10 protein-coding genes are annotated in these 14,638 nt (G+C 65.7%); 7 read left to right on the plus strand and 3 right to left on the minus strand.

Annotated elements, in window-relative coordinates:
• Positions 1-22: 22 nt before the first annotated feature.
• Complete coding sequence (locus KIH81_RS07425) at positions 23-1,450, plus strand: histidine kinase dimerization/phosphoacceptor domain-containing protein (protein ID WP_214304786.1); 1,428 nt, start codon at positions 23-25, stop codon at positions 1,448-1,450.
• Here KIH81_RS07425 and KIH81_RS07430 read toward each other — a convergent pair.
• Entirely contained in the window at positions 1,440-2,156 is a 717-nt protein-coding gene (locus KIH81_RS07430) for a response regulator transcription factor (RefSeq protein WP_214304787.1), read from the minus strand. The two genes, KIH81_RS07425 and KIH81_RS07430, sit on opposite strands and share 11 nt — an antisense overlap.
• Before the next feature lie 450 nt (positions 2,157-2,606).
• On the opposite strand from KIH81_RS07430, the gene KIH81_RS07435 reads away from it, so the two are divergent.
• Together KIH81_RS07435 and KIH81_RS07440 are read left to right on the plus strand one after the other, a co-directional pair.
• Positions 2,607-3,629, plus strand: a complete 1,023-nt coding sequence (locus KIH81_RS07435; RefSeq protein WP_420829136.1) for a CPBP family intramembrane glutamic endopeptidase — start codon at positions 2,607-2,609, stop codon at positions 3,627-3,629.
• Between the two features lie 145 nt (positions 3,630-3,774).
• Positions 3,775-4,899: a beta/alpha barrel domain-containing protein gene (locus KIH81_RS07440; protein WP_214304788.1), complete on the plus strand. Its 1,125-nt coding sequence runs from the start codon at positions 3,775-3,777 to the stop codon at positions 4,897-4,899.
• Between the two features lie 273 nt (positions 4,900-5,172).
• Here the strand turns inward: KIH81_RS07440 and KIH81_RS07445 are convergent, their stop codons facing one another.
• Entirely contained in the window at positions 5,173-6,525 is a 1,353-nt protein-coding gene (locus KIH81_RS07445; protein ID WP_214304789.1) for an FAD-dependent oxidoreductase, read from the minus strand.
• Between the two features lie 283 nt (positions 6,526-6,808).
• Here KIH81_RS07445 and murA point away from each other — a divergent pair, with 283 nt between their 5' ends.
• Entirely contained in the window at positions 6,809-8,134 is a 1,326-nt protein-coding gene (gene murA, locus KIH81_RS07450; protein WP_109056779.1) for a UDP-N-acetylglucosamine 1-carboxyvinyltransferase, read from the plus strand.
• A 76-nt stretch (positions 8,135-8,210) separates the two neighbouring features.
• On the opposite strand, the gene KIH81_RS07455 is transcribed toward murA, so the two are convergent.
• Complete coding sequence (locus tag KIH81_RS07455; protein ID WP_214304790.1) at positions 8,211-9,461, minus strand: MFS transporter; 1,251 nt, start codon at positions 9,459-9,461, stop codon at positions 8,211-8,213.
• Between the two features lie 146 nt (positions 9,462-9,607).
• On the opposite strand from KIH81_RS07455, the gene argS reads away from it, so the two are divergent.
• The 3 genes from argS (at position 9,608) to KIH81_RS07470 (ending at position 14,560) form a co-directional block, all read left to right on the plus strand.
• On the plus strand, positions 9,608-11,446 hold the full coding sequence (gene argS / locus KIH81_RS07460; protein ID WP_214304791.1) for an arginine--tRNA ligase: 1,839 nt from the start codon (positions 9,608-9,610) through the stop codon (positions 11,444-11,446).
• Positions 11,447-11,528: 82 nt separating this feature from the next.
• Entirely contained in the window at positions 11,529-13,136 is a 1,608-nt protein-coding gene (locus KIH81_RS07465; RefSeq protein WP_214304792.1) for a diaminopimelate decarboxylase family protein, read from the plus strand.
• 107 nt (positions 13,137-13,243) lie between these two features.
• Complete coding sequence (locus KIH81_RS07470; RefSeq protein ID WP_214304793.1) at positions 13,244-14,560, plus strand: homoserine dehydrogenase; 1,317 nt, start codon at positions 13,244-13,246, stop codon at positions 14,558-14,560.
• Positions 14,561-14,638 lie beyond the last annotated feature (78 nt).

The raw sequence follows: 14,638 nt of genomic DNA on the forward strand, positions 1-14,638 counted from the left end.
ATGGTGAAGGAAGGATGCGGCGATGATGAAGAACACTGGCGATGTCGGCGATGCGCGATCGCTGATGCGTCGGTCCGCCCGGCATGTGCTCGACTGGTGGCGGGAACCGCATTTTCTGGAGAAGACCGGCATCGTGGTGGATGTGGTGCAGGTGGTGGCGATGGTCGCCGTGCCGCCAAGTGGTCCCATGCAGATGCTGTGCGCGCTTGTCTGGCTGGTGCTGGTGGCCGCGCTGCCGTTCGCGCCGCGCGTGTTGTGCGTGGCCGGTCCGGTGCTGTGCCTGATTGCCGGCGCCCTGCCGAATTGGAGCGTGTGGACGACCGGAGAGGTCGCTTTGACCGCGTGGTTCCTGGCCATCGGGTACGTGATGCCACGGTGGGCCGCGGTCGCGCTGCCGGCCGGATTCTCGGTGCTTGATGCGGCCGGGTGCGCGTGGTTCGGATTCGGTTCGCTGGGTGGCATCGTGATTCGGAGTGTGGTGGCTTCGCTCAACGACATCAACTGGCAGGCTTCGACGGAGGCTGGTGTCATGATTCCGGCGGATGCGAGCGTGGCGTTGCCGCAGTATCCGGTCATCATATTTGTGGCCACACTGATGCTGGATTTCATGATTCTGGGATTCCTGACCGTATGCAGCGCCGCGTTCCGTCGGACCGCCGCCGCGGGGGAGCGTGCCGCACGCGCCGAACGGCTGCTGGGCCGCGTGACCCGCGAACAGGAACTGGCCCACATGATCCACGATTCGGTGGCCAACGACATGTCCACCATCGCGATGCTCTCCTGGCGGGCCAAAGGAGTGGAGAACGACGAGGAACTGGATGAGCTGCTGGACGCGATCTACGCGCGGTCGCACCACGCGCTGGACCGGGTGCATGAGGTCATCGACGTGCTCAACGGCAAGCGTGATTTGGGGGAATTGCGTGCGTCGGGCTCGGTGGATGATGTGGATGTTGCGTCGCAGGTTTCCCGTGATTCTTTCGACGTGATCGTGGAGAAATACGTGGAGGACCAGGACCGTGCGATGGGCATGCTGGGGCTTGCGGGCGTGAGCCGGCTCAACATCATGCCGGATGCGCAGGTGCCTGAACCCGTACGTCGCGCGACGATGGGATTGCTGGAGGAGGTTTACGCGAACATCGTGCGGCATTGCGCGATGTCCGTGGCGGCCGGCGAGCCGGATGGCGGGGCCGAAACGTCGGCCGGTAGCGGAGCCGAAGCAGGCGACGAGCCCGCGTACAGCCTGTTCATCGACATAAGCCGCGACTGCGTCGCTGTCAGCGAAGTCAACGCGCTCGCCGACGAACGGCGCACGCTCGTGCACGGTCACGGACGCGGAGACGGACTTGCCCTGCAGCGTACGACCATCGAATCGCTCGGCGGCACGCTCAACACCAGCCACCAGGACGGCACATGGATCCTCAGCGCGCGGATTCCATTGATCACTGATTGAGCCACAATGCAATGGCGTGGGCCAGGGAGTGGGCTCCTAGTTTGTCTACGGCTCGGTGGGCGTGGGTGCGGACGGTGGAGGCTGCCACGCCCCACTGGGCGGCGATCTGGTCGTACGTCAGGCCTCGGGAAAGAAGATGCAGGGTTTCGGACTCCTTAGCTCCCAATTTGGCGGCGCGATGCCCGGCGTCCTCTGCGCCTGCGTTGGCCATGCCGTTGCCAATCGATGCCGTCGTACCATTATCCAGCAGCAGACGATGCGCGTCGGCTGCCGTTCGGAACGTCACTGATGCCACGGAATTCGGGACGAACGTGCCGCCGGCGGCCACTGTGCGCAATGCCTTGGCCAACTGCGGGATGTCGGCCTTCGATACGATGCCCTGCGCACCGGCGGCCGCGAGACGCTCTGCAAACGTATCCACCGAGAACGCGGTGATGCCAAGCAGCATCACACGGTCAGTGCGCATGCGGATCTTACGGCAGACGCTTACGCCGGTCGCCTCATCAAGCGACATATCCACCAGCAGCAGTCGGGGCCGTGTCTCCGGATTGAGCGCCTTGGCCACGGCCTCGTCCGCATTGCCCACGCCCCACAGCCATTGCGCGGACGGCAGCAGTTGCGGCAGAATCCCCTTCAACGCCAGCAGTGCCATGCGATCGTTGTCCACCGCGGCCGCCAGCACCGGCGTCCCCTTCTCAATGCCCATGGTGCCCATCCTACCGGCTCGTCGCATGGGTGGCCGGATATTCCGCACGGCCTTGGCCATCCTGGCGACCCCGCATGTTCGTCGACATTTGTGGACATCCTCACGATTCGTTCAGTTACGGCGGATAGGTTGGGGCGCATGAGCATGAACGATGTGAACCAGCCGAATCAGCCGAACGGAAATCGGTCCGGCAGGCCCAATCCGACGACGCAGTATTCATCGGTGCCGGCATCGGGCCCGTCGCAACCCAGCCAGCCTGCGCCGCCGCCAATGCCGCAACAGTACCCGCCTCAGTATCCGCAATATCAACCATATGCGCAGCAGTATGCGGGGCAATACCCGCCACAGTCCCAGTACCAGCAGAATCCATATCAGCCGCAGTATCGCCCTCAATACCCGTATCCGGCGTATCAGACGTACCAGCCCTACCCGCCTCGTCCGGTGACGCCGGTGCCTCCGGCGATTCCCGTCGACCCGCGGCAGGCGTGGCGCACTTGGCGGCGAAAAGTGGTCGGTCGCGCGGTGGGCCTGACCTTCGCCTATGAAGGCATGATGTACGCGGGCGCGATCATCGCCGCCGCCATCGTGGCCATGGCCGCCGCCACCGGACTTTTCGCTTCCGGCAGAGGTACCTACTCCAGCGACGACGGCATCATCAGCCTGATTTCCGTGGCCGTGGCGTTCGGGTTCCTGCTGCTCATGCGTCACCGTGACATCCTCACCCGCGAATTCTGGCTCGGCGGGCCGCATCTGGACACGTACGGCGAGCCCAACCAGCGCGGCCGCGTAAGCCGATACGGCGGCGGACGTATGCGCCCGCAATGGTTCCTCGTGTTCATCGTGCTCGGACTGGGCGTGCAGGGCAGCGTCTCGCTGGTGCAGATGCTGCTGTCGATGGGCGGCGTCGATTTGGTCTCGCCCACGTCCGAAAGCATCAACGAATCCGCCGTGACGGTGAGCATGTGGCTGTACATCGGTCTCGTCGGGCCGATCTGCGAGGAGGTGATGTTCCGCGGGGTGCTCATGAAGGAGCTCAAGCCGCTGGGCAAGAACTTCGCGATCTTCACCTCCGCGCTCGCCTTCGGCCTCTTCCACGACGACGTGGTGCAGGGCACGTTTGCCTTCCTGTTCGGCCTGATTCTGGGCTTCGTGGCGATGGAATATTCGTTGGTCTGGTCCATCGCGCTACACATCTTCAACAACGCGATCCTCTCCGGCGTGATCGATACGCTGTTCGCCGGCCAGCTCAGCGACAACGGCTATCTGGTGTATTCGATCATCCTCGCGCTGGCGGGCGTGATCGGCTCGGCGATCGTGCTGGTGCTCTACGGCCGCAGTCTCGCGCAATACCGCCGTGAGAACCGCTCCATCCCGGACACCTACGCCGGCTGGACCTCGCCTGCGTTCATCGCGTTCGTGGTGCTCAACGCCGTCGTCGCGATCGTCTCCTTCATCGGCGCGATGATGGGGTGACGATCGGGGCTCATGGGGCCAGCTCGGGTGCGTCAGTCTGCGTCGCCGCGATGGTGGGGGCGATTTGTCGGGTGAGCCGGTTCGCGCGCGACGCAATAGCGGGATGGCGGTGAGCCGTTGGCGCGGTGTGTTTTATGGTTGAGTCATGAGTGATTTCGAGCCTTTCTACGATGTGAACCGCACTTACGAGGACAATTACGCGCAAGGCCCGTTCGGGGCGTTCGCGCAGGCGCTGGCAGAGGATGGCGCCGCTTCAGCCGCCTCGGCTGATTCCGCCTCCGCGGCCGCCCAGACCGAGACGTTCCTCGGTCAGCCGGTCAACCTGGCGTTCGGCATCCCCGCCGGTCCGCTGCTCAACAGCCGCTACACCACGGCGGCCTTCCGCATGGGCTTCGACTTGGCCACCTACAAGACCGTGCGCTCGCGCGCATGGGGCTGCAACCCGTTCCCGAACGTGCTGGCCGTGCATCCCAAGTCGGCGGACGGCTCGCTGACCCCCGGCAGCGCTGAACTCGACGAAGGCGTGCTGGCGGACACCAACTATGATCTGCCCATCTCCATCTCCAACAGCTTCGGCGTGCCCTCGCAGGACCCGGATGTCTGGCAGCCGGACATGAAGGCCGCCATTGCCGCGGCCGGCCCGGGCCAAGTGCTGGTGCCGAGCTTCCAGGGCTCACGTGTGGAGGGCATGAGCGAGGACGACTACATCGCCGACCACGCCACCACGGCCCGTCTGATCAAGGAGACCGGCGCAAAGCTGATGGTGATGAACACCAGCTGCCCGAACGAAGGACACAACCGTCTCCTGTGCCACAATCCGCTGCTCGTAGGCCGCATCACCGAGGCCGTGAAGCAGGCAATCGGCGATACACCGCTGATGATCAAGCTCGCGTATATCCCCAGCGACGATGACCTTGAGCTCATGGTGCGTTCCACTGTGGGCCGCGGCACCGTGCAGGGCTTCAGCACCATCAACACGATCTCCGCGCGCCTTGTGGACAAGGACGGCAACCAAGCCCTGCCCGGCGCGGGCCGTGACCGTTCCGGCGTGTGCGGCAATGCGATTCGCGGCGCCGGCCTTGACATGGTGGCCCGTCTCGCCGCCATCCGCGAGAAGACCGGCCTCGATTTCGCCATCAACGGCGTGGGCGGCGTGGTCTCGCCCGCCGATTACGCGGCGTACAAGAAGGCCGGCGCGGATTCGGTGATGTCCGCCACCGGTGCCATGTGGGACGCCGAACTCGCCCACAAGATCAAGGTGAGTCTTTAAGTTCCTTGAAGTCGTATAGGTCTTGCAGTAGCTAGCGACTATCGCCGTGCACTTGTCAGCGTTACTATTTTCGAAATAAACCCATGTTTCGTGAAAAGGTAACGCTGACGAGCGCTCAGCGTGCCTTTTTCACGAACTATGGCCTCATTTCGCGAAAAGTAACGCCATGGGTGTGTCCGCCGCACCAGGAAAAGAGCCTTGTACGGAAGACGCGCCTTACCGGTGGCGGAACACCTTACCGGGGCAGGATTCCCGTCATTTTTGGAATCGGAATCACTCCGCGGCGGCCTTCATGGCCACGGCGCCCACGTAATACACGGGCTTGTCGAAGTTCGGCTGGAACAGGAAGTCCACATTGGCCAGCTGATCCACGGTGAAACCGGCCTGGATGGCCATGGAGATCACGTTCGCGGCGCCGGAGATGTCCGCCTTGGAGCAGAACTGTCCGCCCTTGACCTGGCGGGTCTCCGGATCCCACGTCAGGATCGAGGTGACCGGCGTGGTGGTGAGCATGAAGTCCGGACGGTAGTCGTCCACGAGCTCGGTCTCCCGCACCGTGAGGCCTCGGCGCTCGGCGCCGGCCTTCGTCAGACCGGAGGCGGCCAGCGACAGGTCGTACAGCTGCACGGCGGAGGTGGCCTGCGTGCCCATGTACTTCACGGTCGGCGTCTCGATGTTGCGGCCCACGAGCAGGCCCTGGCGCACGGCGTTGGTGGCCAGCGGGATGTAGTCGTGCTTGCCGGTGGGGTTGTAGAACACGGTGGCCGAATCGCCGGCGGCGTACACGTCCGGCACAGAGGCCTGCATGTAGTCGTCCACTACGATCGCGCCGTTCGGCAGCATGTCCACCTTGCCCTTGAGCAGGTCGGTGTTCGGCAGGAATCCGACCGCCAGAATCGCCATTTCGGCCGTGTACTCGCCCTTCTCGGTGACCACGGTGACGGTGTTGTCCGGATTGTCGCGGAACTCCACCACCTTCTGGCCTAGCGCCAGCGTCACTCCGTGCTCCTCGAACGCGGCGGCCACCTGGTCGGTGATGGCCTTGTCGAAGTTGTTGGCCAGCGGGCGGTCCAGTCCGTCCACCAACGTGGTCTTGACGCCCGTGAGGCTGAACTGCTCGGCGATTTCGGCGCCGATGTAGCCCGAGCCGATCACCACCGCGGACTTGGCGGTCTTCGCCTTCTCCTTGATGGCGATGGCGTGGTCCCAGTTCTTGCACAGCAGCACATGTGGGCTGTCGATGCCCGGAATCGGCGGAATCACCGGACGGGAGCCGGTGGTCACCACGAGCTTGTCGAACGCGAGCGTCTGCTCGTCGGGCGAATCGGTGCCGTCCGACTCCAGCGCGCGGTAGGTGAGGGTCTTGGCGCCAAGGTCCACGGACGTCACGTCGGTGCGCATGTGCATGGTCGCGCCCGCCTGCGCCAGCGCCTCGGGGGAGGAGTAGAACATCTTCTTCGGGTCGGACACATGGTCGCCCACCCACAGCGCGATGCCGCAGGACAGGAAGGACAGCGTGCCGTTGCGCTCGAAGACGTGAACGGTCCAATCAGGGTGCTCGGCGAGAATCGAAGTGGCGGCGAACGTGCCGGCGTGCGTGCAGCCGATGACGGCGACGGTGGTCATAAATGCTCCTTTGCTTGTGGCAGGTGTCAGGTATTGGCGTGACCTGCGTGCGGCGGAGCCTGTGATGCGCGGTTCGCGCGGCTTGGCCCCACCTGGCGGCCCGGTCCGCTTCGGCCGGCCCTCCACAGGCCACTGTACCAACGAATGATGCCGGTCGGCGGCATTACGGGCGATTGCTCTGCTGGGAGCGCATTCATGTCGCCTTTCACCATGTGCGCACATGGGTTATGGCAGACTGGACGATAGTGTTTCGCCGAACCGGATGAGGAATGGGAGAGTTGGCGTGGCTGAGAATCCGAACGATGTGCTGCATGTTGAGGGCGGCAAGCCGCTGAACGGCACCATCAAGGTGCGTGGCGCGAAGAACTTCGTCAGCAAGGCCATGGTGGCCGCGTTGCTGGCACCGGGCAAGTCGGTCCTGAAGAACGTGCCGGAGATCCGCGACGTGCACGTGGTCTCCGACCTGCTGCGCCTGCATGGCGTGAGCGTGGACGTCAACGGCGCGGAGGGCATCGTGACCATCGACGCCTCGCACGTGCAGCTGGCGGACGTGGCGGACGTGGACACGCTGTCCGGCTCCTCCCGCATCCCGATCCTGTTCTCCGGCCCGCTGGTGCACCGCCTGGGCGAGGCGTTCATCCCGGCGCTCGGCGGCTGCGCGATCGGCGGCCGACCCATCGACTTCCACCTGGAGACCCTGCGCAAGCTCGGCGCCACGGTGGACAAGGAGCATAAGGACGGCATCCACATCACCGCCCCGAACGGTCTGCACGGCGCGAAGATCCACCTGCCGTACCCGTCCGTGGGCGCCACCGAGCAGACGCTGCTGGCCGCCGTGCTCGCCGAAGGCAAGACCGAGCTGTCCGGCGCGGCCATCGAGCCGGAAATCATGGATCTCGTGGCCGTGCTGCAGAAGATGGGCGCGATCATCTCCGTGGACGTGGACCGCACGTTCCGCATCGAGGGCGTCAAGGAGCTGCAGGGCTTCACGCACACCTCGCTGACCGACCGCATCGAAGCCGCCTCCTGGGCCGCCGCGGCACTCGCCACGCGCGGCGACATCTTCGTCAAGGGCGCCACCCAGCCGGAGATGATGACCTTCCTCAACGTGTTCCGCAAGGTGGGCGGCAAGTTCGAAGTGACCGACAAGGGCATCCGCTTCTGGCATCCGGGCGGGGACCTGAAGCCCGTGGCCATCGAGACGGATGTGCACCCCGGCTTCATGACCGACTGGCAGCAGCCGCTCGTGGTGGCCCTCACCCAGGCCAACGGCCTGTCGATCGTGCACGAGACTGTCTACGAGAACCGTTTCGGCTTCACCAAGCCGCTCGTGCAGATGGGCGCCACGATCCAGCTGTACCGCGAGTGCCTGGGATCCCTGCCCTGCCGCTTCCAGCAGCGCAACTACAAGCATTCGGCCGTGATCTTCGGACCGACCCCGCTGACCGGCCGCGACATCGACGTGCCGGATCTGCGTGGCGGCTTCTCGCACCTGATCGCCGCGCTGGCCGCCTCCGGCCCGTCCGATGTGCACGGCATCTCGCTCATCGACCGTGGCTATGCGGACTTCCGCGGCAAGCTCGAGGCGTTGGGCGCCGATTTCGACTGATTCGGCCCGCGCCCCGCGTGACTGAGGCTAACTGACGACATCGCAACCGGCTTTCCTAGAGGGGAGGCCGGTTTTGTTATGCCTCGAACCGCCTGGACAGCGGCACGGACACTACGGTACCCAATGCCAGCAATCCGGCCGAGGCCAACAGCACCGCGGCCACGGGCAGCTGGTCGAACGCCCAGCCATAGGCCATTTGGCCGAGCGGCTGCGCGCACATGCTCACCGCCGCCACCATCGCCATCACCTTGCCGGTCATGGCGTCCGGCGTGCTGAGCTGGATGGTCGGCACGGCGATGAGGTTCGAGAAGCAGCTCGCCACCATCGTGCCGAACGTGAAGCCCACCAGCACCACGAGCTTCACCCAGGCGGACACCGGCAGCAGGAACACGATGCCCTGCGGCAGGAGCGACACCGTCAACCCCACCATCGCAAAGGGGAACCCGCGCATCGTGAGCTTCGCCGCGAACAGCCCGGCGACGAACGCGCCCACCACGCCGGATACGCCCACCAAGCCGTCCGCGACGCCGTAGACCGTGGCGTCGAAGCCCAGCACCGTGCGGATGACGTAGGGGAAGCCCACCGCCGAATTGCCGATGATCACGAAATTCAGCGAGGCCGCGAACAGCAGCAGTGCGAACACGTTCGGCCGGTCCCTAACCAGGAACCGCATGCCGGCCTTGAGATCCTCGAGGGGCGTGGGCAGCTCCTCATCGCCGCGGTCGGGCGCGGCCAGACGGATGAAGCATTCGAGAACGGCCGCCGCGGCGAAACTCACGATGGTGACGACCATCATCGGCCGGATGCCGAACATCGCGTACAGCACGCCGCCCAGGAAACTCGGCAGCAGAGAGCCGAGCTGCTGAACCTGATTGACCACGGCCATCGCCTGCCGCAACGTGCCTTGGCCGTAATCGCGGAACATCTGGGGGAGCGTGGCCTGCACGGTCGGCGTCTCGAACGCACCGAGCACGGCCAGGGCCACCTGCATCACCGTGATGGCCACGATGCTGAAGCCCACCGCGGCGAACGTGAGCGCGCTCGCCAGCACCAGCACGGCGGAGATGGCGTCGAGCGCCACCATGATGGTGCGGCGGTTCACACGGTCGGCCAGCACGCCGCCGAAGGGGGAGAGCACGATCATCGGCACCACGGAAATCGCCAGAATGGAGCCGAATATGGTGGCCGAACCGGTCTCGTCCAGCACCCACATGGCCATCGCGAAACGGAGCATGAGATTGCCGAACAGCGAGATGCCCTGTCCGGCGACGAGCAGGATGAAGTCGCGGCCGAGCAGCGGCGAACGGGTGGATTGCGGATTGGTCATGATGTTTCCTTGGCTGGATGCTGTGCTGCCCTGCACTATATACATACCGTCAGTCGGCATGTATCGGGTCGTATGCTCAGCCAGGCCCGCCGGGACAGGGTGGCCCGCACGCCGCAAACGTCACCGTTGCCGGTATCCTTGAAAGAATGAGTCCTGAAGCCTTAAGTGAACTGATTTCCAAGATTGCCCACAACCTCGTTGCCGCCGGTCAGGCCGGCACCCTCACCGACGATCTGATCCCGCCCGTCGAGAAGCTCGCCGTCATGCGCCCGAAGGACCGCGCCCACGGCGACTGGGCCTCCAACATCGCCATGCAGCTGGCCAAGAAAGCCGGCATGAGGCCGCACGACCTGGCCGAACCGTTCGCCGCCGCGCTCGCCGAGGCCGACGGCATCAAGTCCGTGGAAGTGGCCGGCCCCGGCTTCATCAACATCACCCTTGACTCCGCGTCGGCCGCCGCCGTGGTGGACCAAGTGCTGAACGCGCCCGCCGACGAGCACGGCATCTCCACCTACGGCCGCAACGACCACCTGTCCGGCAAGACCCTGAACCTCGAGTTCGTCTCCGCCAACCCCACCGGCCCGATCCATATCGGCGGCACCCGCTGGGCAGCCACCGGCGACTCGATGGCCCGCGTGCTCGAAGCCAACGGCGCCAAGGTGGTGCGCGAATACTACTTCAACGACCATGGCGAGCAGATCAACCGCTTCGCCAAGTCGCTCGTGGCCGCCTGGGCCCGTGCCAACGACCTCGGCGAGGCCGGCTACCAGACCGAGACCCCGTTCGACGGCTACAAGGGCGCGTACATCGACGAGATCGCCCGCCGCGTCCAGGACGAGGCCAAGGCCGACGGCGTGGAGCTCACCGCGCTGCAGCATGAGGACCAGGGCCTCAACGCCGACGGCGAGCCGATCGGCGAGTCCGATTCCGAGGTGCGCGAGGAGTTCCGCAAGCGCGCCGTGCCGATGATGTTCGACGAGATCCGCAAGTCAATGAAGGACTTCCGCGTCCACTTCGACGTGTGGTTCCACGAGAACAGTCTGTACTCCGACGGCGAGGTCAAGCGCGCCATCGAGGTACTGCGCGAGCGCGGTGACATCTACGAGAAGGACGGCGCCACCTGGTTCGAATCCACCAAGCACGGCGACGACAAGGACCGCGTGATCATCAAGTCCAACGGCGAGTTCGCGTACTTCGCCGCGGACATCGCGTACTACTGGAACAAGCGCCACCGCGCCACCGACCCGGCCGACGTGGCCATCTACATGCTCGGCGCCGACCACCACGGCTACATCGGCCGCATGATGGCCATGTGCGCCGCCTTCGGCGACAAGCCCGGCGAGAACATGCAGATCCTCATCGGCCAGCTGGTCAACGTGCTGAAGGACGGCAAGGCCGTGCGCATGTCGAAGCGCGCCGGCAACGTCGTGACCATCGACGACCTGGTCGAGGCCATCGGCACGGACGCCTCCCGCTACTCGCTGGCCCGCACCGACTACAACTCCCCGGTGGACATCGACCTCAACCTGCTTGCCTCCCACTCCAACGACAACCCGGTCTACTACGTGCAGTACGCACACGCCCGCTCCTGTAACGTGGACCGCAATGCCGAGGCCGCCGGCATCACATACGAGGGCGCCGACCTGAGCCTGCTCGACACCGAGGCGGACGGCGAGGTGCTCGCCGCGCTCGCCCAGTGGCCGGCCCTGCTGACCCTGGCCGGCGACGCCCGTGCACCGCACCGTGTGGCCCACTACCTTGAGGACCTGGCCGCCGCGTACCACAAGTGGTACAACGTCGAGCGCGTGGTGCCGATGGAGCTGACCGACCCGGAGACCCGTGGCGACGAGGCCGAGGCCGCGCGCATCGCCAAGGCCCCGGAGCCCGCCCGCGCCGCCGCACGCCTCAAGCTCAACGACGCCGTGCGCGACGTGATCGCCGCCGGCCTCGACCTGCTCGGCGTCACCGCTCCGGAGAAGATGTGACTTTTTCCCTCGGCTCCCCTTGTCAGGGGAGTTGTCACGCACTGCGTGACTGAGGGGTAGTCCAAGTAAAAGGACCTGCATCATGCCTATTTCACCGATTTGGCCGGCCGCCACGGCCATTGACCCTGCGACCGGCGCCATCACGTTCCACGGCCGCACCGCCGAATCGCTCCTGGACGAGTTCGGCTCGCCGCTCTACCTCATCGACACCGACGAGGTGGCCGCCCGCGCACGCCACTTCGTGTCCGCCGCGGCCAAGGCGTTCAACAACTCCACCACGCATGTGAGCTTCGCTGGCAAAGCGTTCCTGTCCAAGGAGATCGTGCGCCTGGTCACCGCCGAAGGCATGCTGGTGGACACCTGCACGATGGGCGAGATGAAGATCGCCCTCGCCGCGGGCGTACCCGGCCGCCGCCTCGTGCTGCACGGCAACAACAAGTCGGACGAGGAGATCGCCCTCGCCATCGAGCAGGGCTTCGCCAAGATCGTGGTGGACGAGCCGAACGAGCCCGAGCGCATCGCCGCCATCGCCCGCAGGCTCGGCAAGCGCGCCCGCGTGATGCTGCGCGTCACCGTGGGCGTCCACGCCGGCGGCCACGAGTACATCTCCACCGCGCATGAGGACCAGAAGTTCGGCGTGCCGCTGCTGCCGTCCGGTGCGGACGCCTCCGTGCTGGACACGGTGCTGAACAATCTCGCCGACGTGACGCCGGCCGTCACGAACGCGCGCATCGCGCCGGCCGCCAACGCCGCAGCCGCTGCCGCGCCGAACGAGCCGGCCGAACATCACGAACGCCAGCTGCAGTACGACGTCAAGTACCCGTACGACCTCTCCCACGAAGAGGTCTCCGATAAGGACAAGGCGCTGGCCGAGGCCATGACGGCCATCGCCGACGGTCCGTCCATCGCCGTGCTCAAGACCATCCTGGCCAACCAGGACGTACTCGAACTGGTCGGCGCGCACTCGCACATCGGCTCCAACATCCACGACGCGACCGCCTTCATCCAGGCCGCCAAGCGCATGATGCTGCTGCGCAAGACCCTGTACGCCACCGACGCCTTCACCCTGCCGGAGATCGACCTCGGCGGCGGCTACTCCGTGGCCTACACGGACGGCGAGGACTCGATGGACATCGACGTGGAGCTCACCCGCCTGGCCGAGGCCGTGACCGCCACCAACCGCGCGCTCGGCATGCCTGCCCCGGCCATCAGCTTCGAGCCCGGCCGCTACATCGTGGCCCCCGCCGGCGTGACGCTGTACCGCGTGGGCACCATCAAGCATGTGCATCTGTCCGACGCCAAGGATTCCGCCGGCAACCCGATCAGCGAGCGTGTGTACGTCTCGGTGGACGGCGGCATGTCCGACAACATCCGCCCGGCCCTGTACGGCGCCGACTACACCGCGCGCCTCGCCAACCGCGAAGGTTCCGACGAGACGATGCTTGCCCGCGTGTGCGGCATGCACTGCGAGTCCGGCGACATCGTGGTGCACGAGGTGAGGCTCCCCGCCGACCTGAAGCGCGGCGACATCCTGGCCGTGCCGGTCACCGGCGCATACGGCCGCACGATGGCATCCAACTACAACCAGGCGCTCATCCCGGCGGTCGTGGCCGTGAGCGAGTCCGGCGCGCACGTGATGCTGCGCCGCCAGACCATCGATGACCTGCTCGCCCTCGACGTGAGCGAGTGAGCCGGTACCGGCAAAGGCAAGCAAGTCGAATGGACGATTCCCGGCCGCTGTAGGAATCAATCCGTACAATGGCCGTGGAGCAATACCTCTTTGGAAGGACCCCTCAAGTGGCAGAAAAGAACGAAACCCCGATTCGCGTAGGCCTGCTGGGCGCCGGCACGGTCGGCTCCCAGACCGCCCGCCTCATCGTCGAGCAGAAGGACGAGCTGTCCGCCCGCATCGGCCGTCCGATCGAGCTGACCGGCGTGGCATGCCTGGATCCGAAGGAAACCGAGCAGTTCCCGTGGATCGACCAGTCCATCGTCACCACGGACACCATGAGCGTGGCCACCAACGCGGACATCGTCGTCGAGCTCATCGGCGGCACCACCGTGGCCCGCACGTTCGTGCTTGCCGCCATCGAGTCCGGCGCCTCCGTGGTCACCGCGAACAAGGCGCTGCTGGCCAAGTACGGCCCGGAGATCTACGCCGCGGCCGAAGCCAAGGGCGTGGACATCTACTTCGAGGCTGCCGTGGGTGGCGCCATCCCGTTCCTGCGCCCGCTGCGTGAGTCCCTCGTGGGCGACAAGGTGACCAGCATGCTCGGCATCGTCAACGGCACCACCAACTACATCCTCGACGAGATGACCACCAAGGGCCTCCAGTTCGATGACGTGTTGAAGGACGCCCAGGCCAAGGGCTACGCCGAAGCCGACCCGACCGGCGACATCGAGGGCTACGACGCCGCCAACAAGGCCGCCATCATGGCCACGCTCGGCTTCCACACCTCCGTAACCATCGACGACGTGTCCGTCGAGGGCATCACCAAGATCACCGCCGACGACATCGCCGCCGCCACCGCCGAGGGCAAGGTCATCAAGCTGCTCGCCGTGGTCGAGAACGGCGAGGCCGGCGTTTCCGCCCGCGTCTACCCGGCCCTGATCCCGGAGACCCACCCGCTGGCCTCCGTGCACGGTTCGTTCAACGCCGTGTTCGTCAAGGCCGAGGCCGCCGACGATCTCATGTTCTACGGCCGTGGCGCCGGTGGCGCCCCGACCGCCTCCGCCGTGGTGGGCGACGTGGTCACCGAGGCCCGTCACATCGCCGCCGGCTGCACCGGTCCGTCCATCCCGCTGTACAAGAACCTGAAGAAGGCCCCGATCAACGCCTCCAAGGCCGCGTTCGCCGTGCGCTTCCTCATCCACGACAAGCCGGGCGTGCTGGCTGCCATCGCCGCCGAGTTCGCCAAGAACGGCGTGTCCATCAATGGCGTGAATCAGGACCTCAAGCCCACCATGACCGACCCCGGCTATGACGGCGAGATCCAGCAGCTGCGCGTGGTGACCCACCTGACCGACGAGGAGACGCTGCGCGAGACCGTCAAGGCCGTGCAGGCGCTCGACTTCGTGACCGGCGAACCGTCCATCCTGCGCGTGCTGGACTGATTTCGTGCTTCAACAGTAGTGAGCGTCGCAGCATAATACGGCATCGCACGCAGTGTGATTCCCGGTAGCGTGGAGCTC

The sequence above is a fragment of the Bifidobacterium miconisargentati genome, assembly GCF_019331675.1.
GTDB classification, from domain to species: domain Bacteria; phylum Actinomycetota; class Actinomycetes; order Actinomycetales; family Bifidobacteriaceae; genus Bifidobacterium; species Bifidobacterium miconisargentati.